Source organism: Stappia sp. P2PMeth1 (assembly GCF_900185735.1).
Classification (GTDB): domain Bacteria; phylum Pseudomonadota; class Alphaproteobacteria; order Rhizobiales; family Stappiaceae; genus Stappia.
On sequence record NZ_FYAW01000022.1, the window covers coordinates 348,808 to 369,237 of the forward strand.

Consider the following 20,430-nt stretch of genomic DNA (forward strand, 5'->3'; position numbering starts at 1 on the left):
GCGTCAGGACAGGCGGTCCTTCACCTTGAACCACAGCCCCGCCAGGGGCAGGAACCAAGGCTTGCCGTCAAGAGCCGGAACGGGCGGCCAGTTCAGCCCGTCGAGCGGATTGGTGTCCTTGCGCCCCATGGCCAGATCGGCCAGCACCTGCCCCAGAAGCGTGGAAAGCTGGGCGCCGTGACCGGAATAGCCCATAGCGTAGAGCATGCCGTCTGCTTCGCCCGCCCGGGGGAAGCGGTCCTTGGTCATGCCGACCAGTCCCCCCCAGCAATAGTCGATTTCGACATCGGCAAGCTGCGGGAAGATCTGCGCCATTGCCTGGCGCAACATCTTGCCGGACTTGGCGTCCGAGCGCTGGTCCGAAACCGCCGAGAAACGGGCGCGGCCGCCGAAGATCAGGCGGTTGTCCGGCGAAAGGCGGAAATAGTTGCCGATGTTCATCGAGGTGACGCAAGTGCGGTTGCCCGGCATCGTTGCCGCGACCTCCTCGCTGGTCAGGGGGCGGGTGGCGATGAGGAACGAGCCCATCGAGATGATGCGCCGGCGGAAATATCCCAGCGGGGCCTGTGGCACCTGGGCGGAATAGGCGCCGGTCGCCGCGATGACGGTGGTGGCCTGAAGCCGCCCGCGCGGCGTGACCAGTTCCCAGCCATCGCGCGTCCGGTCGCGACCGGTCACCGGTGCGGTTTCCCAGATGGTTGCACCGTGTCGAACCGAGGCCTCGGCAAGACCGGTCAGGTAACGCCCCATGTGCATCATGGCCGATTTCTCGAACAATGCGGCGCCGTGGAACGCATCAGAGCCGATTTCGCCGGCCAGATCCGCCCGGTCCAGCCAGCGGGTCTCGGGATCGACTTCACGCGAGACCAGATCGTAATTCGTGCGCAAGGCCGCCACATGCGAGGGCTTTGAGGCCAGTTTCAGCTTGCCCGCCCGGCGGAAATCGCAGGCGATGCCCTCCTCGGCGATGAGGTCCTCGATCATGTCGATCGAGTGGTCATAGGCGCGGTACAGGGCGCGGGCACGGTCCGGGCCCAGATGCGCCTTGGCATCGGCATAGCCATGGGCGATGCCATTGTTCAGATGCCCGCCGTTGCGCCCCGACCCGCCGGCACCGACGGGCCCCGCGTCCAGGACAGCGACCCTCGCCCCCGCGCGCGCCAGCTTGCGGGCCGCGTTCAGTCCGGTGAAACCGGCGCCGATCACGGCCACGTCAAAGCGGCCTTCGACGGGAGCTGTCTGCCCGCCGGCAAAGGCGGGGGCCGTATCGTGCCAGTAGGACAGGTATCTCATCGCCACCCTCGCTTCACAGTCCCAGGGCGGCCGGAAGCGCCGACACGGTGGGGACCTCGGTATAGCCGTAATAGGGATTGGCGGGTTCGTGGCCGCGATTGACCCAGACCTTGTTGGTGATGCCGAGGTCATGGGCGGTCATCAGATCGTAGCGGAAACTGGACGAGACATGCACTATGTCCTGCGGTCCGCAGCCCAGGGTGTCGAACATGTATTCGAAAGCCTGCATCCGCGGCTTGTAGGCTCCCGCGCTTTCTGCGGTCAGGACATGGGTGATGGGCGCGCCCAGCCGGGCAATATTATGCGGGATCTGGGCATTCATCGAATTGGTCAACGCGACCAGCGGGATCTCCTTGGCGACCTTTGCGAGGCCCTCGGGCACGTCCGCATGCGGGCCCCAGGTGGGGACCCGGTTGTAGATCTCGACAGCCACCGCCGGGTCGAAGGCGATCCCGTGGCGCTTGCAGGTCCGCTCCACCGCGTTGTGAACCACGTCGGCATACGGCTTCCAGGGGCCCATCACCTCGTCCAGCCGATAGGCCGAGAAATCGCGGATGAAGGCCTCCATCTGCTCCGGCGACAGCAGATGCTGGAAGTGGTCGCGGGCGGCGCCAGCCATGTTGAAGAAGACCATGGTGCCATGGCAGTCGAAGGTGACGAACTTGGGACGGAAGGTCATGATGGTCTCCGATGAGGTGTGATGACCCAGCATCCTCGGTTTCTGGCGACAGACCTTGCCGCGTTTGCCGGTGCAAGCGCAGGAAATTGCGTTTGTTCGGTGAAGAGCGGCACAGCCTGCCGTGACGCCCGCGCATTCGGCGACGATGGCGGCCGGGGCCAGGGCAAAGTTGCCCGGTCAGATCGCGCCAGGAGCCAAAGACCATGACCACCATCGTTCCGATTGCCTCCATGCCCGGCTTTGCGCCGCGCACGAGCGTGCCGGCCGAGGACCGGCTGATCGCCGGCGCTCCGGCCTTCAACACCTGGGAATTCGACAGCGCGCTGTCCGGGCCGGCCCGATGGGGACAGGTCCGCACCGGCATATGGCAGGCAACGCCCGGCGAGACGCGCTCGATCAAGGGCGACACGCTCGAGTTCTGTCACATCCTCGAGGGGCGGGTGGAGATCGTCTCGGACGATGGAGAGGCCTGGACCTTCGGGGCCGGCGACAGTTTCGTAATGAAGCCGGGCTTCGTCGGACGCTGGCGCACGGTCGAGACGGTCCGCAAGATCTATGTTTTCATCGAAGAGTGACGGCACAGATGACAAAGGAGGCAATGTCAGCCGAAGACATGCTGGCCCGTCTGGTCGCGTTCCCGAGCGTGGCGGGCCGTCCGAACGGTCAGATCGTCGGGTTCATCCGGGATTGGCTGGGCGCGCAGGGCGTGGTCTGCCACGTCCTTCCCGGCCCCGAAGGCGACCGGGCGAACCTGTTCGCGACCATCGGCCCACCAGATCGACCGGGCTATGTCCTGTCCGGGCATCTCGATGTGGTGCCGGCCAGTGAACCGGGTTGGCAGGCAGACCCCTTCGTCCTGCGTGCAGACGGAGAGCGGCTGATCGGGCGGGGGGCTTGCGACATGAAGGGCTTTGTCGCAGCCGCCCTTGCCATGGTGCCCGATCTCGTCGATCTGCCGTTGACCGCTCCCATCCATCTGGCGCTGTCCTATGACGAGGAGATCGGCTGTCGCGGCGTGCCGCATCTTCTGGCGGCGATGCCGGGACTTTGCGCACCGCCCGCAGGGGCAATCATCGGGGAGCCGTCCGACCTGACACCCGTTCTGGCCCACAAGGGCAAGGCCGCGATTCGGTTGAGCGCGAAGGGCGTGGCCGGGCATTCCTCCCGCCCGGATCAGGGGATCAACGCGATCCACGCGTTGGTTCCGGTACTGGACGCGGCGGTGCGGCAGGCGGCGGCACTGCAGAGCGGACCACAGGATCCGCGCTTCGAGCCGCCCTGGTCCAGCCTGCAGATCGGTACCCTCGCCGGGGGATTGGCGGTGAACGTCATTCCCGATACGGCCGTGGCCGAACTGGAGGCCAGGGCGATCGCGGGAGTGGATCCCGCCGGGCTGCTGGCACCGGTGACCGCCGCAGCCGAGGCCGCGGGGGTCGAGGTGGAGACGCTGTCAGCCTATCCCGCCCTAGCCCTGCCGCCCGATCACCCGCTGGCCGGACTGATCGCGCGGCTTGCGGGAAAGGCTCCGTTGGGGGCGGTCAGCTACGGCACCGAGGCCGGATTGTTTCAGGCAGCCGGCATACCGGCGGTGATCTGTGGCCCGGGCACTATCGCGCGTGCGCACAAGCCGGAGGAATATCTGACGCGGGACGAGTTGCACGGCGCCAGCGCGATGATCCGCCGGCTTGGGGTGAGCTTGTGTGGCTGACGGCATTTTATGCGGCTCCGTGCGGTGGCGCTTGGCGCAAACTGCCGCCGGTGCGCGGGAACAGGACAATCATGCTGTGCAGGCCCGTCTAGTTTGGGAACCAAGGCTTGTATGGAAAAGACAGGTAACCCAACGATGATCCGACTTGACCGACCTGCACTGCCGGCTCTCGATTTCGTGCCGCTGACACCGGAGCACCTGCCTGCTGCTCTCCTGCTCTCGCAGGCCGCCGGCTGGCTGCACCGGACCGAGGACTGGGAGCTGACCCTGTCCGTCTCAAAAGGCGTGGCGGCGATGGACGGCGAGCGGCTCGTCGGCACGGCATTGTGTTCGGCCTTCGGGCCTGTCGCGACGCTGAACATGATCATCGTCGCCGAGAGCATGCGCGGCCGGGGGGTCGGCCGCCAGTTGATGCAGCGTGTCATGGCTTTGGCCGGCGACCGTGAGATGCGGCTTGTCGGCACACAGGAGGGCCTGCCGCTCTATCGCAAGCTCGGTTTCGTGGAGCGGGGACGGATCCTGCAGCACCAGGGGCTGGCCCGGGCCCTGCCGCCTGAGCGCCCTGTTCGGATCGGGCCCGAAAATCTCGAGACCCTGGCCGCGCTCGATACGGCAGCCAGCGGGATGGAGCGGACGGCCTTGCTTGCGCGTATCGCGGCTCTCGGGGAGACCCTGCGCACCGATGGCGGATTTGCCTTCTTGCGCAGCTTCGGTCGCGGTCATGTCGTCGGCCCGGTCGTGGCACGGGATGCTGGCGCGGCGTGCGCGTTGATCTCGGCGGCGGCGGAACGGATGGCGGGACGCCTCCTGCGGGTTGACCTGATCGAGGAGCACGGCCTTGCCCCGCATGTCGAGGCGCTTGGCCTTGCCTCTGTTGGCGACGGCACGGCGATGGTGCATTCGCCGCGTTCTCACCCCTCGTCGGACTATCAAACCTATGCCCTTGTCTCTCAGGCACTGGGCTGAGCCCACGGAGCGCACATGCCGTCCAAGCCCTCTCTTGCCAATTCGCTTGTCGAGCTGGATCGACAGCATCTGGTTCATCCTGTCTCGTCGTTTCATGGCCATGCGGCGCGCGGTGTGCGGGTCCTGGCTTCGGCCAAAGGGGCCACGGTCACCGACGCCGAAGGGCGCCAGTTGATCGACGGCTTCGCAGGCCTGTGGTGCGTCAACGCCGGCTACGGGCAGGAAAGCGTGGTCGCCGCGGCGATGCGTCAGATGCGCGAGCTGCCCTATGCGACCGGCTATTTCGATCTTGGCGCGGAAGCGCCGATCCGCCTGGCCGCGGCTCTGGCCGAGCGGGCGCCCGGCGATCTGAACCACGTCTATTTCACCCTTGGCGGATCGGATGCGGTGGACAGCACGATCCGTTTCATCCGCTATTACTGGCATGCAAAGGGGCAACCCGAGCGGGACCAGTTCATCTCGGTCGCGCAGGGCTATCACGGCTCCAGCAGCGCGGGAGCCGGGCTGACGGCGTTGCCGCTGTTCCATGACGGTTTCGGCATTCCCTACAATTGGCAGCACAAGATCAGCTCGCATGACCTCTACCGCAATCCGCTCGGCCATGATCCGCAAGCGGTAATAGAGGCTTCGGTCGCCGAACTGCGCGCCAAGGTCGAGGCGATCGGCCCGGATCGGGTCGCGGCTTTCTATGTGGAGCCGATCCAGGGCTCGGGCGGGGTGCTGGTGCCGCCGGACGGCTGGGTTCGGGCGCTGCGCGAGACCTGCGCCGAGCTTGGCATTCTGTTTGTCGCGGACGAGGTCATCACCGGCTTCGGCCGCACCGGTCCGCTGTTCGCCTGCAAGGACGAAGGCATCGTGCCCGACCTGATGACGGTCGCGAAGGGCCTGACCTCCGGCTATGTTCCCATGGGGGCGGTGCTGATGTCGGATCACGTCTATCAGACCATCGCCGACGGCGCGGGGGCCAAGGCCGTGGGCCATGGCTTCACCTATTCGGCGCATCCGGTTTCGGCTGCAGTGGGGCTTGAGGTGCTTGCCCTTTACGAGGGCGGGCTGCTGGAGAACGGCCGCCGGATGGGCGCGCGGCTGCAGGCGGGGCTGCGCGGACTGTCCGACCATCCGCTGGTCGGCGATGTGCGGGGCAGGGGAATGCTGGCGGCGGTGGAGCTCGTGACCGACAAGGCGGCGAAGACCCCGCTGCCCGCAGCGCTTCAGGCTGCCACCCGGCTTTTCGATCGGGCCTGGGAGCAGGGACTGATCGTTCGTTCCTTCGCGCAGGGCGTGTTCGGCTATGCGCCGCCGCTGTGTTGCACCGAAAGTGAGATCGACGCCATCGTCGAGCGGACCCGCAAGGTGCTGGACCTGACGCTGGACGATCCCGAGATCCGGAGCGTGCTGAGCTGATGGCGCTGCTGTTTCTCTCCACGCCCAATCGGGCGCCGGTCTGGCGGGCGATCCTGTCGGAGGCAGGCGAAACGATGTTCGAAGGGGAAGAAGCCGTCACCGACCCGGCGCTCGTGACCGAGATCGCCTGCTGGGTGCCGCCCAAGGACCTCGGCCGCTACCCCAATCTGCGCGCCGTCATCTCGGTGGGCGCGGGGGTCGATCACCTGCCGCCGATGCCGCCGGGGGTCGCGCTGTCGCGCACTCTGGCGCCGGGCATCGAGGCGATGGTGCGCGACTGGGTGGTGATGGCGACGCTCTTGCTGCACCGGGATCTGCCGCTGTATATCGACCAGGCGCGGCAGGGGCTGTGGCGCCCCCATCCGGTGCAGCCCGCTACGGCGCGGCGGGTCGGCATCCTGGGCATGGGACGTATCGGCAGGCTGGCTGCGCACAGCCTTCAGGCTCTGGACTTCGACGTCGCGGGCCTGTCGCGCTCGGGGGGCGGACGCGATGCGGAACCGGGGAGCGTGCCGGTTTTCGCCGAGGGAGACGTCGAGGCGTTTCTGGCCCGCAGCGACCTGCTGGTCTGCCTCCTGCCGCTGACGAGCGAAACGCGGGGTGTTCTCGGTGCCGGCACTTTCGCGGCGCTTCCGGCAGGAGCGGGCCTGATCCATGCCGGGCGGGGAGGGCATCTGGACATGCCCGCCTTGCGCGAGGCTCTGGACACCGGCCGGCTGTCGGGCGCGGTGCTGGACGTGACCGATCCCGAGCCCCTGCCGGCCGATCATTGGCTGTGGCGCGATCCGCGGGTCATCATCACCCCGCATGTCGCGGCGCAAACCGATGCGACCGAGGGGGCGCGGCATGCTTTGGCGGTCATCCGGGCGCTGCGTCTTGGTACCACTGTTCCGGGCCTTGTCGATCAGCAGAAAGGGTATTGAAACGACCCGGGCCGGCGTTCCTTCCCGCAGCGGGGGATCAGTCGCGGTCGACGAACAGGCGGGTGAGGGGGATCTGCTGTTTTACGAAAGGGGTCTTCAGAACGACGAAGCTGAAATATTTGTCGATCCCGATGTCCCGGTCGATCAGCCCTTCCAGGATTGTCTGGTAGTCGGCGATGCCCGAGGTGACGAACTTGACCAGATAGTCGTAGCCGCCGGAGACAAGATGGCACTCGACGCAACTGTCGATCTTCTCCAGCGCCTCCTGAAAGCGGGCGAAGTCGATCTGGCGGTGGTTCTTGAGGGTGAATTCGGTGAAGACGGTCAGCGTCTCGCCAAGTCGGGCCAGATCGATCTGCGCCGTGTAGCCGGTGATATAGCCCGCCTGCTGCAGCTTCTTCACCCGCATCAGGCAAGGGGACGGTGACAGGTGCACCTCCTCGGCCAGTTCGACATTGGTGATTCTGCCGTTGCGTTGCAGCACGGCCAGAATCCTGATGTCGATCCTGTCGAGTTTATACGGTGTCGTCATACCCATGCCCCGCAAGCGCGCCGCTCCCAACTCCCTGCGGAGCGTAAGGCGCTATCCTGATCTAGAGCATTCTATTTCCTACGTCCGTTCAACAGGAAATGCCGTCCGGCCCCGATATTCCGGAACATTGCACTGTGTCGCCCCGGCTAGGGTGTGCGAGATCAAGGGAGCCCGACATGTCCGCGCCGCTGCTGCTCATCGACACGCCGAACATTCTGCCGCCGGTTGCAGATTGCGTGGTGATCGGTGGCGGCATCGTCGGGGTGTCGGCGGCGTATTGGCTTGCGAGGGCCGGGCAGACCGTCGTTCTCCTGGAAAAGGGGGCCGTGGGAGCCGAGCAGTCCAGCCGCAACTGGGGCTGGTGCCGCCAGCAGAACCGCGATGCTCGCGAACTGCCGCTGTCCACCCGCAGTCTCGACTTGTGGGAGGCTATGGCCGCGGACATCGGCGACAGTCTGGGTTTTTCCCGTTGCGGCCTTCTGTATCTGTCCAACGATCCGGTGGAGCTCGAGGGCTGGGCGAAGTGGGGCCGGTTCGCGCGCGGGGTCGGCGTGGACACGCGGATGTTGACCGCCGAGGAGGCGACGGCCCGCGGCGCAGCGACCGGGCGACCCTGGCTCGGGGGTGTCTGGTCGCCAACCGATGGCATCGCGGATCCGGCGCGCGCTGCGCCGATGATCGCGCGCGGCATCGAGAAACACGGCGGACATGTGGTTCAGGCCTGTGCGGCGCGAGGGATCGAACTGGAGGCCGGCCGCGTCTGCGGTGTGATCACCGAGGCTGGAAGGATCCGCACGGCGTCGGTCGTGGTGGCAGGCGGTGCCTGGTCGGCAAGTTTCCTGCACCAGTTGGGGATCGTCTTTCCTCAGGCTTCGGTGCGCAGCTCGATCCTTGCTCTGGCACCCGGAGTTGACGGACTGCCCGATGCCTTGCACACCGCTGCCGTCTCGGTGACGCGGCGCGGTGACGGCGGCCGTACGCTGGCCATTTCCGGGTATGCCAGCCTGGATCCGACTCCCGGGGCGCTCGCCGGGGTGCGGCATTTCCTGCCGATGTTCGCCCGGCGCTGGCGGTCGCTGCGCCCCGGCGGCTGGCAAGGCTGGGCCGCCGGGTTCGAGACGCGCCGGAGATGGGCTCTGGACCGGCCGACGCCGATGGAGCGGACACGCATTCTCGATCCCCGGCCATCCTCCCGGGTGATTGCGGAAACCCTGGGCCGGGCACAGGCGCTGTTGCCGGCCCTGCGCGCGGCTTCGGTCCAGGCCGCCTGGGCCGGCTATATCGACAGCACCCCGGACGGGGTCCCGGTGATCGACGCCGACATCGGAATTCCCGGTCTTGTCCTGGCGGCAGGATTGTCGGGCCACGGCTTCGGCATCGGGCCGGGAGTGGGCCATCTGATCGCCGACCTGATCCTGGGCCGGACCCCGATCACGGAGACGGCACAGTATCGGCTGGCCCGGTTCGGCCACAGCCAATGGGGCAAGGTCGCCGAGTTCTGACGCCGTCCATGCCGGCGGGGTCCGGCCTGCGCCGGACACCCGGCCGCGCCCCGCGCAATCTTCTGTCGGACAGGAAGCGACAACGGCGGAATCTGCTGCGACTTGGACCCATACGACAGCATTCGCTGCTTCGCGGGCGGCACCTTCTTCCAGTCACGCTGCGTGCCCGAAGAGGTCCCGAAATGAGTCTCGCCTTCGACCCGTCCGACGTGTCCCTCACGTCCGCCCATTTCATCGATGGGCGGTATGTCGCGGGGGCAGCGGAGATCGGCGTGACGGCCCCCTCGGACGGCCGTCTTCTGCAGGGCGTGCCGCGCGGCGATGCCGATGTCGTCCACCATGCCGTGACTGCGGCCGGCGCCGCGCTGCGGCGCACAGGGTGGGGAAACTGTCCCCCGCGAGACCGGCTGCGCGCGCTGCACCGGTGGGCCGACCTGATCGAAGCCGAGGCGGTGACCCTCGCCCGGCTGGAGGCGATCTGTTCGTCGCGACCCTATGCGGACGTCATCGCCGGCGACATTCCCGTTTCGGCCGAGCAGATCCGCTTCTTCGCGGAGTTCGCCGACAAGGAAGGGGGCGACCTCGTGCCGACATCGGATCGGCAGGTCGGTTGGATCTCGGATGAGCCCTATGGCGTAGTCGCGGCGATCACGCCTTGGAACTTTCCGATATCGATGGCGGCGTGGAAGCTGGCGCCGGCCCTGGCGGCGGGCAATGCGGTCGTCCTGAAGCCGTCGGAATTGACGAGCTGGTCCGCCCTCTACATGGCCGAGCTCTCGGTCCGGGCCGGGATCCCGCCGGGGCTTGTCAATGTGGTGCTGGGGGACGGAGAGGTCACGGGCAAGGCGCTGACCGTTCATCCCGAGGTTGCCAAGATCTCCTTTACCGGCTCGACGCGGGCCGGCGCCCTGATCATGCGGAACGTGGCGCAGGCGGGTATCCGGCCGATGACACTGGAACTGGGCGGCAAAAGCCCGATGGTCGTCTTCGACGATGCGGACCTCGATCTTGCGGCTGACTGTCTTGCGCGCGGCATCCTTCCCAATGCGGGGCAGTTCTGCGTCGCCGGATCGCGGATGATCGTGCACCGGTCGATTGCCGAAGATCTGGCGGCCCGGCTGGTCGCAAGGTTCGCGGCCGAGCGCCCGGCCGCCACCTGGCTCGAAACGCCTGGCTTCTCGCCCATTATCTCGCAGACCCAGCTCCAGCGTATCGACGGCATCGTGCAGGCGGCCTGCCGTGCCGGGGCGGACCTCGTTTGCGGCGGCGACAGGTTCGAGGGGGAGGGGAGCTACTACCGGCCCACGCTTCTGGCCGGCGTGGAGGCATCCAACCCGGCGGTGACGGAGGAGATCTTCGGTCCGGTGGCGACCTTCCAGACCTTCGAGACCGAGGACGAGGCGATGCAGTTGGCCGCGCATCCGACCTATGGCCTCTGTGCCGGCCTGTTCACCCGGGACCTGTCCCGCGGATTGCGGCTGACGCGGCAACTCCAGGCCGGAACGGTCTGGGTCAATCGCTACAACCGCTCGCGCGACCACATCCTGCCCACAGGCGGATGGAAGGCCAGCGGGCTTGGCAAGGATCTGGGCCGCGAGGCCTATCGCGCGAACCGACGTTCGAAGTCCGTGCTGATCGCCCTGTGACGGCCCTGAAACTGCACTGCGACTGCAGCGGCACTCCCTGCCGCGCTGGAGGAGACATGATGAAGCTGCAAGACCCTGACTTGTTCCGCAACGCCGCGCTGATCGACGGTCAGTGGCTGACCCGTCCCGAGATGGACGTGAACGATCCCGCCACCGGAGCGGTGCTGGGGCGATTGCCGGACTGCACGGCGGATGAAACCCATGCCGCCATCGCCGCCGCTGAGCGGGCGATGGCTGACTGGCGCGCCCGGACCCATGAACAGCGCGCCGACATCCTGATGCGCTGGTATCACCTGATGCTGGAAAACACGGAGGATCTGGCGCAGATCCTGACCGCCGAACAGGGCAAGCCGCTTTCGGAAGCCCGCACCGAGGTCGCTTATGGCGCCAGCTTCGTGCGCTGGTTCGCGGAAGAGGCGCGGCGCATCAACGGCAAGCTCATCCCTTCGCCAGTGGCCGGCAAGAAGATCCTGGCGCTGAAGGAGCCGGTCGGCGTCTGTGCCATCATCACGCCCTGGAACTTCCCGATCGCGATGATCACCCGCAAGGTGGCTCCCGGACTTGCGGCAGGTTGCACGATGGTGGTCAAGCCGTCCGACCTTACCCCCTATTCGGCGTTGGCACTGGCGGTTCTGGCCGAACGCGCGGGGGTCCCAGCGGGTGTGCTGAACATCCTGACCGGCAGACCCGAGGCGATTGGCGCGGCCCTGACCGGGAGCCCGGTCGTCCGCAAGCTGAGCTTTACGGGGTCAACCCGCGTCGGCGCGCTTCTGGCCGGGCAATGCGCCCCGACATTGAAGCGGCTGAGCCTGGAGCTGGGTGGAAATGCGCCCTTCGTCGTCTTCGACGACGCCGATCTGGAGGCGGCGGTCGAAGGCGCGATGGTGTCGAAGTTCCGAAACGGCGGGCAGACCTGCGTCTGCGCCAATCGGATCATGGTGCAGGCGGGCATCCATGATGCTTTTGCCGAAAGACTGGCCGCGCGCGTCGATGCCCTGCAGGTCGGGCCGGGAACAGAGACCGGTGTCGCCATCGGGCCGATGATCAACGTCGCAGCCATCGACAAGATCAACGCCCATGTGGCTGATGCGCTGGATAAGGGCGCCACGCGCCTCACGCGGGCCCGCAACCTGCCCTCGAACTATGCAGATCCGGTGGTTCTGGCCGGTGCACGGCCCGACATGCGGTTGGCGGGCGAGGAGACGTTCGGGCCGGTCGCGCCGATCTTCCGCTTCGAGACCGAGGCCGAAGCGCTGGCGCTGGCCAACGGCACGCCCTTCGGCCTTGCCGCCTATTTCTACACCCGCGACATGGCGCGGGCGTTCCGGTTCGGCGAGGCGCTGGAATTCGGCATCGTCGGGCTGAACACCGGGGCGCTGAGCCATGAAGTCTCGCCCTTTGGCGGCGTGAAAGCCTCGGGCCTTGGACGCGAGGGTGCACAGGAGGGGATCGAGGAATATCTGGAGACGAAGGCGTTCCACTTCGGCGGGCTCTAGTCACCCGAATCTGAAGTTCGTCACATGTCTCGGCATGCTCTGAACGAACTTCAGATTCAAAAGGGTGACTAGCAAGTCTATGTTTCTAGTGTGGTTTTCGAATTTGAAATACGCTCACCAGCACGCTGCAAAAATGAGGCGTATTTCAAATTCACCACACTAGGCTGTGACCTCATAATTCCGGCGAGAAACGGTCTGCGCGAACCTCCTGGCATATCATTGCCGGGGCAGACTCCGTTTCCGGCAAAAGCATGAGGCCACGACCTAAGTCAGGCCCGCTGCCGGCGGTGCTTTTGTGCTGGCGAAGGTTCATGGTATGTTCTAGTATCCCTGCATGATCGAACCTGTCGCGACCCTGCCCCCAGGCATCCCCGCAGATGTCGATGACAGCGGAACTGCCGGGAAGGAACATTCCTCCACCGCTCCGCCGGCGGCGGGGCCGGTTGCGCATTGCGCGCCTCCGGACGCGAGGCGGATCGGGAGGCAGGTCGCAGCGCCGGACGGGGCGGAGGCGGAACCGCGGGCCGAACAACCGGCAGGGGCTCAGGCCAGTTCTCCAAGAGCGGCCGAAGAGCTCGGCCTCGGCGACCGCTATCGCTACCTTGCCGGAGCCTCCGGCCGGCGCTACCTGTTTTCCCGAGTGAGCCTCGACGCCCTGGAGGATTTCCGCAACGCTGTGGCGGTGATCGGTCTTGGCGCAGCATCGGCCGCCGGCTCCGTGCGGCGTGTGTGGATCGGTGAGATCGACCGCGACGGCATCCGGCGCGGACCGGCCCTGCCTCGTGCCCTTGCCCTTGCAGCGGAGGGGGATCGGGACGCTGTGCTGGTGCATCTGCTGGCGGGCGACGCGGCTGAGCGGCGCAAGGTCCTGGAGGATCTTGCTGCCGGTCTTGAGCGGGCCGGGCTGGAAACTCTGGTCGCCTGAAGCGACCGAAACGGAAGGACGGGTTCGGCTGATGATGTTCGACGGTATCGATCTCGTTGCCGTGTTGGCGGCAGCGGTTGCTTCTTTTGCCGCCGGGGCTGTGTGGTACGGCCTTTTCGGCAAACTCTGGGCCCGCGCCGCGCGCCTGACAGAGACCGAACTTCGCCTCCGGCCTTTGCTTCTGGTCACCAGCTTCCTGTGCCAGTTGCTGATGGCACTGATCTTCGCCGGCATCATCTACCACGCCGGGCCGATGAGCGTCGGCAACGGAGTGCTCTCCGCCGTGCTGGTCTGGACAGGCTTCTTTGCCACCAGCCTGACCGTCAATCACCGTTTCCAGGGGGCCTCATGGGGATTGACCCTGATCGACGGCGGCCACTGGCTTGCGGTACTGCTGGTGCAGGGGGTGATCCTCGGGTTGATGAGCTGACGCAACGTCCTTCCCTGCCTACGAAAGAACGATTGTTGCGAAGTGGACGGCCCGAGCCGCGATCCTCATAATGCGCGGCGACAACGAGGGGGCGCTGCCTGTTGCGCGCGCACCTTGAGATACTGGGAGGTTCCGTATGTCCGAAAATCTCTATCCGGTTCCGTCGGCGATCGCCGCGTCGGCCTTGGTCGACGAGGCGAAGTACAACGAGATGTACGCCGCTTCGGTCGACGATCCGGAAGCGTTCTGGGGTGAGCATGGCAAGCGGATCGACTGGATCAAGCCCTATACGAAGGTCAAGAACACCTCCTACGACCCGCACAATGTCTCGATCAAGTGGTTTGAGGACGGCACGCTGAACGTCTCGGCCAACTGTGTCGACCGGCATCTTGCCACCCGTGCCGACAAGCCGGCGATCATCTGGGAGGGTGACGACCCGGCCGAGCACCGGGTGATCACCTATCGGGAGCTCGCCGGCGAGGTGAACCGCTTCGCCAACGTGCTGAAGGATCTCGGTGTTTCCAGGGGCGACCGGGTCACGATCTATCTGCCGATGATCCCCGAGGCCGCCTATGCGATGCTGGCCTGCGCCCGGCTCGGCGCGATCCATTCGATCGTCTTCGGCGGCTTCTCGCCCGACAGCCTGTCGCAGCGCATCTCGGGCTGCGAGAGCAAGGTCGTGATCACCGCCGACGAGGGATTGCGCGGCGGACGCAAGGTGCCGCTCAAGGCCAATGTCGACAAGGCGGTGGAGAAGGCTCCGGTCGACAAGGTGCTGGTGGTGCGGCGCACCGGCGGCAGTGTCGCCATGAAGGACGGCCGGGATGTCTGGTATCACGAGGCGCGCGAGGGCGTATCCGACGTCTGTCCGCCGGTCGAGATGAACGCCGAGGACCCGCTCTTCATCCTCTACACCTCCGGCTCGACCGGTCAGCCCAAGGGCGTGCTGCACACCTCCGGCGGCTACCTCGTCTATGCCTCGATGACTCACCAGTATGTCTTCGACTGCAAGGACGATGACATCTACTGGTGCACGGCGGATGTCGGCTGGGTGACCGGTCACAGCTACATCGTCTACGGTCCGCTGGCCAACGGCGCGACCACGCTGATGTTCGAAGGCATTCCGACCTATCCCTCGCCGGCGCGGTTCTGGGAGGTGGTCGACAAGCACAAGGTGACGATCTTCTACACCGCGCCGACGGCGATCCGCTCGCTCATGGGGGCCGGCACCGAGCATGTGACGAAGACCTCGCGCGCGTCGCTCAGGATTCTTGGCTCGGTCGGCGAGCCGATCAATCCGGAAGCCTGGATCTGGTATCACGAGAATGTCGGCGACGGCCGCTGCCCGATCGTCGACACCTGGTGGCAGACGGAGACGGGTGGCATCCTGATTACGCCGCTGCCGGGAGCTACCGCGTTGAAGCCGGGCTCCGCCACGCGGCCCTTCTTCGGCGTACAGCCGGCGCTGGTGGATGCGGAAGGTTCGATCCTGGAAGGAGCGGCAGAAGGCAACCTGGTGATCATCGATAGCTGGCCGGGGCAGATGCGCACGGTCTATGGCGACCACGAGCGCTTCGTGCAGACCTATTTCTCGACCTACAAGGGAATGTACTTCACCGGCGATGGCTGCCGGCGGGACGCGGATGGCTACTACTGGATCACCGGCCGCGTCGACGACGTCATCAATGTCTCCGGTCATCGTATGGGTACCGCCGAGGTCGAATCGGCGCTGGTCGCTCATCCCAAGGTCTCGGAGGCTGCCGTCGTCGGCTACCCGCACGATCTCAAGGGTCAGGGCATCTATGTCTATGTGACGCTGATGGCCGGCGAGGAGCCGACCGAGGAGCTTGCCAAGGAACTGCGCGCCTGGGTGCGTCAGGAGATCGGCCCGATCGCCTCGCCGGACCTGATCCAGTTCGCTCCCGGCCTGCCGAAGACCCGATCTGGCAAGATCATGCGCCGCATCCTGCGCAAGATCGCCGAGGACAGTTTCGAGAATCTCGGCGACACCTCGACCCTGGCCGATCCGGCGGTGGTCGACGACCTGATCGAGAACCGCCAGAACCGCGGCGCCTGAAGCACGGTCACCGGGTACGGGACCTCCCGAACGACTTGGAAAATGCCAAAAGCAGAAAGGGGCGCGGGTGTTATCCGCGCCCCTTTCCGTTCTCGTCCTCGACCCCGTGGCCGGATGGACCTGCGCACGCGGCGGCGGGCAGGTCCGGGGACCGCCGTCAGTTGAAGAAGCGGTAGCCGGGCTTCTTTGCCGGCTCAACATCCTCGCCGGCATCCGGGCCGGGATCGTCGGGCATATGCTTCAACGGAAACTCGATCGGTCGCGCCAGATCCGGCTCTCTGGTCGCGGCGCCCTTCGCATCGGCGCCGCTTGTGTTGCTCGGCGGGGCGACGGTCGCCGCCGGCAGGGGCGCGGTGCTGCTGGTTGAAACAGCCGCTGCCTTGCCGCCGGGAGCCTCCGGCTTGGAAGCGTCCGGCTTGAGGGCATCCGGTTCAGGAGTGGGTGCGGCCGGTGCAGGCTCTGCGGAACCCGCGTCCGGCGCTAGCGCCGCCGGTTCGGCTGCGGCAGGCTTCGCCTCCTCTGCCGTGGACTTGGGTGCTTTCGGTTCACTGACCGACGCGGAATCGGCCGGCAGGACCTCGACTGCCGGGCCGGCGTTGAGGGCGGCAACCTCCTCCGGTGTCGCGGGTATAGAGGCGGCGAGCGCTGGCAGCGCCTCGAACATCGCCTCATCCAGCGCTTCAAGCGAGGTGTCGTGATGGTCGAGCATGGCGGGGGGCGAGGTCCAGACAAAGGCGTCGAGCCGGCCATCTACCGGGGAGACCGGAGCCCAGGTCTCGCTGACCACGCCATCCGCGACCCAGGCCGGATCGGCGGGCGCGCGCACCGCGCGGGCGAGCCACTCGCGCACGCGGCCACGGTCTCCGTGCTGGCTTTCCTCCAGTTCCGCCATCAGCAGGAACACGCGGCGGGTCGGCTCCAGCGTCATCGCCGCCTTGAGCTGGGCACGGGCGAGGCCATAGTCCGAGGCTTCCAGCGCGGCGCGCGCCAGCGCCAATGCGCCTTCCGCATTGTGGGCGCGCAGCGCCGCCAGCGCCTTGACGCGCTTCAGCCGGTCGAGCGCAGAATCGCCCGTGCGCGCATGGGCATAGGCATCGGCCAGGTCCGGATGCGGAGAGAGCTTCCAGGTGGCCTCGACCACCTTCATCGCCTTGCGAATGTCGCCGCGCCGGGTGGCAAGCCTTGCCGCGACGACGGAGGCTGGCACCAGGTCCGGCGCGAGCCCATGCGCCTCGGAGGCCAGCCCCTTGGCCTGGTCGGGATCGCGGTCCTCCAGTTCCAGCGCCTGGGCGGTGAGCAACACCGCCTTGTGGCGCCGGAAGGTCTTCTTGTCGACCAGTTTGGCGGCGTAGTTGCGCTCCAGCGAGCGGATTGCCTCGGCCCAGTCGCCGGCGACGGCCTGGTAGCCGAGCACCGCGCGGCCGGCCCAGGCAAGGCCCGGCACCAGCTTCGCCGCCTCTTCGGCATAGTGACGGGCGGCGACCGGCTCGCCGACGCGCTCCGCCTCGACATAGAGCCCGTGCAGACCGACCGGTCTGAGACTCGGGTCCTCCAGCATTGCCTCGAAGCGGCCGCGCGCCTCTTCGTGGCGGCCGGCGAGCTGGGCGCTCTGGGCGAGCAGCAACGCGGCTGCCGGCTCGTGGCCGAGCAGTTTTGCCGCCTCGCCGCCATGGCGTGAGGCGCTGGCAGCATCGCCGACGCCGAGTGCCAGCATGCCTTTCGACAGGGCATCATATCCGCGATCACGGCGGCGGCGGCGGAAGAAGCGGCCGACAAGGCCGGGGGAGCGCATCAGCAACAGCGCCAGGTTCCACAGGAAGATGCCGATGGCGAGCAAAGCCAGCAGCGCCACGGCCGCGGTCATCAGCCCGGTCTCGATCCGATAGCCCTGCCAGTCCAGTGTGACGAGGCCTGGCCGGTCGGCGATCCAGGCCATGCCAAGTGCGGCTGCGAAGATCAGGGCGATGAAAATCAGCAAGCGGATCATGTCGTCTCTACTCCCGGCGGCTCGTTGCCCGGCGGTTGGCGCGTACCTGGCGCGGCGCTTGTCAGTTCGATGCGGCGGGCGCGGCCGATCCGCCCATCGATTTCAGCACGTCGCCGGTTACCCGGTCCATCAACGCGTCGACGGCAAGCCGTGCCCGCGCATCTGCGACCCAGTCCGCGCCGGCGGCGCGCACCGTCTGCGGCAGTTCCTCGTAGGCAGTCAGCGCTCCGGCGAGATCACCGCTGTCGACGCGCGCCTCCATGCGGCCGAGTGCTGCCTGCGGCGTTGCCGCATCGCTCTCGCCCGGTTGCCGGATCGAGACGAGCGCCCGGGCATTGGCGAGCAGCCCGCCGACGAGGTCGCCATCGGCGGGGGCGTCGATCTCCGCGGCCATGGTGCGGGCAACGGCCGGGAAATTCGCTTTCAGCGCTGAGCGCGTGGGAACGCCGCGGTCCGCCCGCGCCGTCAGTGCGGACAGGTCGGTGCCCTCGGGCAAGGCCGAGGCGACCGCGGCAAGCTCGGTGGCATAGGGTTCGCCCCGGTCCATCGCCGCGCGCAAGGACGAGACGGCGACGGCCCGGGCTGCGGTCTCCCGCGCGCTGACATCGCCCATGCGGGCCTCCACCGGCGACAGCCGGTCGTCCAGCGCCGTCAGGCGTGCGGTCAGGCTGGCGACGCCTTCCTCCACCCGCGCGGCCAGCGAGGTCTGGCCGTTCGAGAGCGTGTCGAGCTCCTGCCTGAGACCGGTGAGCGACCCTTTCAAGTCCTCCAGGTCCTGGCCGAGGGTGGTGGCGCGATCGCGCAGCTCGGCAAGGCCGCCCGAGAGGTCCGACGTGTCGGGAAGCTTGGCGGCAAGTTCGCCGAGGCGGGCGGTCAGCGCCTGCTGATCGTCGGAGACCTGCTTGAGAGCGGCATCCAGCGTACCTTGGGCTTCCTGCAGGCTGGCCAGACCGGCGCTCTCGCCAGCCCCGCCGGAGGAGACGAAACGGCGCAACTCGGCGAGGCCCGTCTCGATCTCGGCAATGCGGGCCGTGGCTTCCTCGGGCAAGGCGCCCGTAGCCGCGTCCGGGGCAGCACCGGTGTCTCGCAACGCGGCCTCCAGGTCGGAGATGCGGCTTTCTGCGGCCTTCAGGCCCGCCTCGACCGCAGCCGATGGCGTCTGCCGCTCGGCCAGGCCGGCAAGTTGCGTCTCGAGGCCGGAAATGCGGCTCTGCGCTGCAGTCAATGCCGACTGAAACTCGGTCGAGATAGCGCCGGAGGACAGAAGCCCGGCCTGATTGGCGCCCCAGACGCCACCAAGGGCCACGGCCCCGCCGATCAACGAGGCGGCGAGCAGGCCGCCGAAGCCGGTCGAGGACTTTGCGTCGCCGGCTGCGGCCGGCTTGTCGCGTGGAGGCTTCGACGCCGCGCTTGCGGCAGGGCCACTCCCACCGGCAGATGCCGAGGATGCGGTCGGGGACGATGCAGAAGATGTGGCGGCCGCCGACTGCGAGGATCCGGAAGTTGTCGCCGCCGAGGCCGGCTTCGCGTCGGTGGTCGAGGAGGAGACGGAAGAGGGACCCGAAGACCCGGACGGGACCTGCGAACTGCCGGGGGGCGTGCTGCCCGAGCCGGATGCGGTCGAGGCGGTTGCCGGCGAGGGGGGGGCGCTCGAGGGCTTCGCGCTGCCGGCGGACGGGGAGGAGGTTGCGCCGCTTGCCGGCTTTGCGGAGGAGCTGGCACCCGCTGAAGATGCGGATGGCGCGGCGGCGGCAGATGAAGCGGAAGAGCTGGCGGAGGACGCGGACGATGTCGAACCGGCCTTCGCTGCGCCGACCTCCTTTGCCTGCAGGTCGATGGTCACCGGCTTGCGGCCCGCCCCAGTGGCCGCGGCCGCCTTGGTGTCGGTCGCCGGCTTCGGGTTGCCCGCTTTTGGATCAGCGGTCTTCGAAGCGGTGCTGCTGGGGTCCGGCTTCTTGCTGTCGGCAGCCATGAACGGTCTCTCCCTTCGATCCTTCACCGGGGCCGGTTCTCGGCACGTGGCCAGTATAGCGCGTCCGGCGGCGTCCTTGCCCCTCACCCCTTTGTCTATGTTCGCCGCTCTTGCGGTGCAAAACAAATTTGCCCCGAAGGGAGTTTCGCCGCAGCTTCGAAAGAGGCGTCAGCCGGGTGGCGTCACCCCGGCAGCAGCGCCAGCAGCCCCGCTTCGTCCGGGGTTTTCGCCACCTCCACCGGTCCGAGATCCGACAGCGGTTCGCCCGCATCCGCTGAAATGGCGAGAAAGCGGAACGGCGGTCGATCGGCCCATGCGGCAAGGGCCGTGGCCAGCGCCTGGGCGGAGCGGCGGGAATAGACGGGCGCGAGCACCGGCTCCGTATGCGCTGACAGGGCCGTACGGATCTCCTGCGGCAAGCTGCCTATCGGTTCCATCGCATAGAGCTCGACCAGCCGACAGGCGAGTCCGGCTGGTGCGAGCAGCCCGGCAAGGTCGCCCGAACGGTCACGCCCGGCAAGATGCAGAACCACGCCGCCGGCCGGAACACCTGCCTTCAGCGCTGCGGCGAGCGCCGTAAGGTCGCCGTCCGCGGCGTGGGCCTCGGCAAAGCCGGCGACCCGCGCCGCCCGAGCGGTTGCCTCTCCCACCGCGTGAAGCGGCAGGGCATAGTGGGCAGGCGACAGAAGCGGCAGGGCCGCCTCGACGCCTCTCGCGCTGGTCGCCGCAATCGCTGCCAGCCCCTCTGCCGGCGGCACGGCATCCGGCCCGGGATCGAGCCGGGCAAAGGCCAGGAGCGGGGCCACATAGACCTGGTGACCGGCCGCGCGGTAGCGGGCGGCACTGCGGTCGGCGGCGGGCGCCGGGCGGGTCACCAGAACATGGGCCAT

Annotated in this window: 17 protein-coding genes; 11 read left to right on the forward strand and 6 right to left on the reverse strand. The window is 67.4% G+C overall.

Features of this window, described 5'->3' with window-relative positions; translation table 11 throughout:
* Nucleotides 1-3: 3 nt before the first annotated feature.
* Together P2PM1_RS17150 and P2PM1_RS17155 are read right to left on the reverse strand one after the other, a co-directional pair.
* The gene (locus P2PM1_RS17150) at nt 4-1,293 is read right to left on the reverse strand and encodes an FAD-binding oxidoreductase (RefSeq protein WP_186399881.1); all 1,290 of its coding nucleotides are present in this window, start codon (nt 1,291-1,293) and stop codon (nt 4-6) included.
* A 13-nt stretch (nt 1,294-1,306) separates the two neighbouring features.
* On the reverse strand, nt 1,307-1,975 hold the full coding sequence (locus tag P2PM1_RS17155) for a haloacid dehalogenase type II (protein WP_186394899.1): 669 nt from the start codon (nt 1,973-1,975) through the stop codon (nt 1,307-1,309).
* A 200-nt stretch (nt 1,976-2,175) separates the two neighbouring features.
* On the opposite strand from P2PM1_RS17155, the gene P2PM1_RS17160 reads away from it, so the two are divergent.
* The 5 genes from P2PM1_RS17160 to P2PM1_RS17180 all read left to right on the forward strand — a co-directional run bounded on the left by P2PM1_RS17160 (nt 2,176) and on the right by P2PM1_RS17180 (nt 6,973).
* Nucleotides 2,176-2,547 carry a cupin domain-containing protein gene (locus P2PM1_RS17160; RefSeq protein WP_186399882.1) on the forward strand — a complete coding sequence of 124 codons (372 nt, stop codon included), beginning with the start codon at nt 2,176-2,178 and terminating at the stop codon, nt 2,545-2,547.
* Between the two features lie 23 nt (nt 2,548-2,570).
* Complete coding sequence (gene argE, locus P2PM1_RS17165; RefSeq protein ID WP_186399883.1) at nt 2,571-3,680, forward strand: acetylornithine deacetylase; 1,110 nt, start codon at nt 2,571-2,573, stop codon at nt 3,678-3,680.
* 135 nt (nt 3,681-3,815) lie between these two features.
* Nucleotides 3,816-4,646: a GNAT family N-acetyltransferase gene (locus tag P2PM1_RS17170; RefSeq protein WP_186399884.1), complete on the forward strand. Its 831-nt coding sequence runs from the start codon at nt 3,816-3,818 to the stop codon at nt 4,644-4,646.
* A gap of 15 nt (nt 4,647-4,661) precedes the next feature.
* Nucleotides 4,662-6,050, forward strand: coding sequence for an aspartate aminotransferase family protein (locus tag P2PM1_RS17175; RefSeq protein ID WP_186399885.1), 1,389 nt, complete (start codon nt 4,662-4,664; stop codon nt 6,048-6,050).
* Entirely contained in the window at nt 6,050-6,973 is a 924-nt protein-coding gene (locus P2PM1_RS17180; protein ID WP_186399886.1) for a glyoxylate/hydroxypyruvate reductase A, read from the forward strand. The genes P2PM1_RS17175 and P2PM1_RS17180 overlap by 1 nt, the downstream gene beginning before the upstream one ends.
* Nucleotides 6,974-7,010: 37 nt before the next feature.
* On the opposite strand, the gene P2PM1_RS17185 is transcribed toward P2PM1_RS17180, so the two are convergent.
* On the reverse strand, nt 7,011-7,505 hold the full coding sequence (locus tag P2PM1_RS17185; RefSeq protein WP_186394876.1) for an Lrp/AsnC family transcriptional regulator: 495 nt from the start codon (nt 7,503-7,505) through the stop codon (nt 7,011-7,013).
* Between the two features lie 176 nt (nt 7,506-7,681).
* On the opposite strand from P2PM1_RS17185, the gene P2PM1_RS17190 reads away from it, so the two are divergent.
* The 6 genes from P2PM1_RS17190 to acs all read left to right on the forward strand — a co-directional run bounded on the left by P2PM1_RS17190 (nt 7,682) and on the right by acs (nt 15,581).
* Nucleotides 7,682-9,007, forward strand: a complete 1,326-nt coding sequence (locus tag P2PM1_RS17190; protein WP_186399887.1) for an FAD-binding oxidoreductase — start codon at nt 7,682-7,684, stop codon at nt 9,005-9,007.
* Between the two features lie 182 nt (nt 9,008-9,189).
* Nucleotides 9,190-10,653 carry an aldehyde dehydrogenase gene (locus P2PM1_RS17195; RefSeq protein WP_186399888.1) on the forward strand — a complete coding sequence of 488 codons (1,464 nt, stop codon included), beginning with the start codon at nt 9,190-9,192 and terminating at the stop codon, nt 10,651-10,653.
* A gap of 56 nt (nt 10,654-10,709) precedes the next feature.
* Nucleotides 10,710-12,149 carry an NAD-dependent succinate-semialdehyde dehydrogenase gene (locus tag P2PM1_RS17200; RefSeq protein ID WP_186399889.1) on the forward strand — a complete coding sequence of 480 codons (1,440 nt, stop codon included), beginning with the start codon at nt 10,710-10,712 and terminating at the stop codon, nt 12,147-12,149.
* A 334-nt stretch (nt 12,150-12,483) separates the two neighbouring features.
* Nucleotides 12,484-13,074, forward strand: a complete 591-nt coding sequence (locus P2PM1_RS17205; protein ID WP_186399890.1) for a hypothetical protein — start codon at nt 12,484-12,486, stop codon at nt 13,072-13,074.
* A 31-nt stretch (nt 13,075-13,105) separates the two neighbouring features.
* Entirely contained in the window at nt 13,106-13,504 is a 399-nt protein-coding gene (locus P2PM1_RS17210; RefSeq protein ID WP_186387659.1) for a DUF1761 domain-containing protein, read from the forward strand.
* Between the two features lie 136 nt (nt 13,505-13,640).
* A complete protein-coding gene (gene acs / locus P2PM1_RS17215; protein ID WP_186399891.1) occupies nt 13,641-15,581 on the forward strand; it encodes an acetate--CoA ligase in 1,941 nt (646 codons plus the stop codon).
* Nucleotides 15,582-15,738: 157 nt separating this feature from the next.
* Here acs and P2PM1_RS17220 read toward each other — a convergent pair whose 3' ends face one another.
* The 3 genes from P2PM1_RS17220 to P2PM1_RS17230 all read right to left on the reverse strand — a co-directional run bounded on the left by P2PM1_RS17220 (nt 15,739) and on the right by P2PM1_RS17230 (nt 20,430).
* Nucleotides 15,739-17,568: a heme biosynthesis protein HemY gene (locus P2PM1_RS17220; protein WP_186394871.1), complete on the reverse strand. Its 1,830-nt coding sequence runs from the start codon at nt 17,566-17,568 to the stop codon at nt 15,739-15,741.
* A 61-nt stretch (nt 17,569-17,629) separates the two neighbouring features.
* Complete coding sequence (locus tag P2PM1_RS17225; protein ID WP_186399892.1) at nt 17,630-18,874, reverse strand: COG4223 family protein; 1,245 nt, start codon at nt 18,872-18,874, stop codon at nt 17,630-17,632.
* Between the two features lie 848 nt (nt 18,875-19,722).
* Nucleotides 19,723-20,430 (reverse strand): uroporphyrinogen-III synthase, encoded by a 708-nt coding sequence (locus P2PM1_RS17230; RefSeq protein WP_186399893.1) that lies wholly within the window; start codon nt 20,428-20,430, stop codon nt 19,723-19,725.

Excerpts from the sequence above, each read along its gene's own strand:
- P2PM1_RS17190 (WP_186399887.1), top strand. The coding sequence starts at position 7,682 with ATGTCCGCGCCGCTGCTGCTCATCGACACGCCGAACATTCTGCCGCCG.
- P2PM1_RS17200 (WP_186399889.1), top strand. The coding sequence starts at position 10,710 with ATGATGAAGCTGCAAGACCCTGACTTGTTCCGCAACGCCGCGCTGATC.
- P2PM1_RS17220 (WP_186394871.1), bottom strand. The coding sequence starts at position 17,568 with ATGATCCGCTTGCTGATTTTCATCGCCCTGATCTTCGCAGCCGCACTT.
- P2PM1_RS17160 (WP_186399882.1), top strand. The coding sequence starts at position 2,176 with ATGACCACCATCGTTCCGATTGCCTCCATGCCCGGCTTTGCGCCGCGC.
- P2PM1_RS17230 (WP_186399893.1), bottom strand. The coding sequence starts at position 20,430 with ATGGCCCATGTTCTGGTGACCCGCCCGGCGCCCGCCGCCGACCGCAGT.
- P2PM1_RS17175 (WP_186399885.1), top strand. The coding sequence starts at position 4,662 with ATGCCGTCCAAGCCCTCTCTTGCCAATTCGCTTGTCGAGCTGGATCGA.
- P2PM1_RS17195 (WP_186399888.1), top strand. The coding sequence starts at position 9,190 with ATGAGTCTCGCCTTCGACCCGTCCGACGTGTCCCTCACGTCCGCCCAT.
- acs (WP_186399891.1), top strand. The coding sequence starts at position 13,641 with ATGTCCGAAAATCTCTATCCGGTTCCGTCGGCGATCGCCGCGTCGGCC.
- P2PM1_RS17185 (WP_186394876.1), bottom strand. The coding sequence starts at position 7,505 with ATGACGACACCGTATAAACTCGACAGGATCGACATCAGGATTCTGGCC.
- P2PM1_RS17210 (WP_186387659.1), top strand. The coding sequence starts at position 13,106 with ATGATGTTCGACGGTATCGATCTCGTTGCCGTGTTGGCGGCAGCGGTT.
- P2PM1_RS17150 (WP_186399881.1), bottom strand. The coding sequence starts at position 1,293 with ATGAGATACCTGTCCTACTGGCACGATACGGCCCCCGCCTTTGCCGGC.
- argE (WP_186399883.1), top strand. The coding sequence starts at position 2,571 with ATGTCAGCCGAAGACATGCTGGCCCGTCTGGTCGCGTTCCCGAGCGTG.
- P2PM1_RS17170 (WP_186399884.1), top strand. The coding sequence starts at position 3,816 with ATGATCCGACTTGACCGACCTGCACTGCCGGCTCTCGATTTCGTGCCG.
- P2PM1_RS17205 (WP_186399890.1), top strand. The coding sequence starts at position 12,484 with ATGATCGAACCTGTCGCGACCCTGCCCCCAGGCATCCCCGCAGATGTC.
- P2PM1_RS17180 (WP_186399886.1), top strand. The coding sequence starts at position 6,050 with ATGGCGCTGCTGTTTCTCTCCACGCCCAATCGGGCGCCGGTCTGGCGG.